The organism is Candidatus Erwinia dacicola, assembly GCF_001756855.1.
Taxonomy (GTDB): domain Bacteria; phylum Pseudomonadota; class Gammaproteobacteria; order Enterobacterales; family Enterobacteriaceae; genus Erwinia; species Erwinia dacicola.
The window spans coordinates 1-1,713 of the sequence record NZ_MAYS01000376.1 but is presented as its reverse complement, the minus strand read 5'-3'; the positions used below and the strand labels follow the sequence as shown (position 1 = coordinate 1,713).

The window sequence follows — 1,713 nt, the reverse complement described above, 5'->3', positions numbered from 1 at the left end:
ATGAATGATATTATTGAGCCGGTCGATACCGACGATGGATTATTTCACGATGGCGACCCGTCAACCGGCGCGGAAGGCACTATCGTTTACGCGAAAATCATGAACGCGCTTCAGGACGGTATTATTGATATTCAGACCGAGAATAAAAATATTCTGGCTGAAGCTAAAATGACGCCTGACCCGTCGAAGAATAATCAGTTGTTGACCGTTATAAAAGCTATTGCCACAACAATAGCCGCCACCGCTGCGTCTGTGGCCGTCCCCGTTGGCACGCCGCTGGCCTGGCCAACAGCCACCCCGCCCGATGGATATGCCATCATGCAGGGGCAGACCTTCGACACCGCCAAATACCCGAAAACTGCTGCGGCCTATCCATCCGGTAAACTGCCCGATATGCGGGGGCAGACCATTAAAGGTGCGCCTGATGGTCGTGCGCTGCTGAGCCTTGAGGCCGATGGCATTAAGTCACACACTCATACCGCCACAGCATCAAATACCGACCTTGGCACCAAGACTTCAGCCGCGTTTGATTATGAGACGAAAACCACGTCAAACACGGATTTGGGGACAAAGGCGACAACGGCATTTGATTATGGCACTAAGACAACCAACAGTACCGGGGCACATACCCACACATACTCCCTTCGCGACGGTGCAAACGCAACATCCTCAAGTCAGCCTGATAATGGCGGGCATAATATAGGAACGGGCACAACATCAAACGCCGGAGCACATACCCACACCGTCGCTATCGGTTCGCACACCCATAACGTGGTACTCGGTGCTCATACTCATACAGTGGCCATTGGTGCGCATACGCACGCTATCGTTATAGGCGCTCACGGTCACACTATTACGGTCGCCGCAGCCGGTAATACGGAAAACACTGTTAAAAACATCGCATTTAATTATATTGTGAGGCTCGCATGACTTTTAAAATGTCCAACAAGGCGCAGACTATTAAGATTTTTAATTTACGCGCAGACACCAGTGAATTTATTGGTGCCGGTGATGCGTATATTGCACCGCATACGGGATTACCGGCTAACTGCACCGAAATAGCGCCACCGGCTATTCCTTTCGACCATGTTGCTATTTTTGATGAAGCGAAGCAGGCGTGGTCGCTCATTGAAGACCATCGTGGCGTCACCGTTTATGATACTACCTCTGGGGCATCAACTGTCATTGAGGAGCTGGGGCCGTTGCCAGAGAACGTGGTGACAACGGCTCCCTCGGGCAAGTATGAGAAGTGGGACGGGAAAGCATGGGTCAAGGATGAAGATGCAGAAAAAAATGCGCTACTGGCTGAAGCTACTAACAAACAGAACCAGTTAATCACTGAGGCCCGTCAGGTCATTGCTGAATGGCAAACCGCACTGATGCTGGGGTCACTCTCTGACGATAACAAAGTCAAATTACAGGCATGGCTCGACTATATTGAGGCACTGAAAAAAGTCGACCTCAGCAAGCCGGAGTGGCCGGAAAAACCTGCGCAATAGAATTAATATCAACAACGAGATAATACCATGAGGCTTTCTTTATGGGTTTTCTCCCTGTTTAATCGTAACTCCAATGAGGAAATAAAAATGGCTGAAATTAAAGATATTGTGAATGACGACCTGGTGAAAAAAGCATTGCTCTCTGAGCAGGTAAAAGAGGCGGTTAAAACCCAGATTAAAACTGACCTGGATGATCAGATTGATGGAGCGGTCG

At 49.4% G+C, this 1,713-nt stretch carries 3 protein-coding genes; all 3 read left to right on the top strand.

Going from position 1 to position 1,713, the window contains the following annotated elements:
* Window positions 1-930 (top strand): phage tail protein (locus BBW68_RS10625; RefSeq protein ID WP_070135337.1); only part of this gene is annotated, 930 nt, incomplete at its 5' end.
* Complete coding sequence (locus tag BBW68_RS10620; protein WP_070135336.1) at window positions 927-1,499, top strand: tail fiber assembly protein; 573 nt, start codon at window positions 927-929, stop codon at window positions 1,497-1,499. The genes BBW68_RS10625 and BBW68_RS10620, both read left to right, overlap by 4 nt.
* 27 nt (window positions 1,500-1,526) lie before the next feature.
* Window positions 1,527-1,713: DUF826 domain-containing protein (locus BBW68_RS10615; RefSeq protein WP_070135338.1), on the top strand; the 187-nt coding region annotated here is incomplete at its 3' end.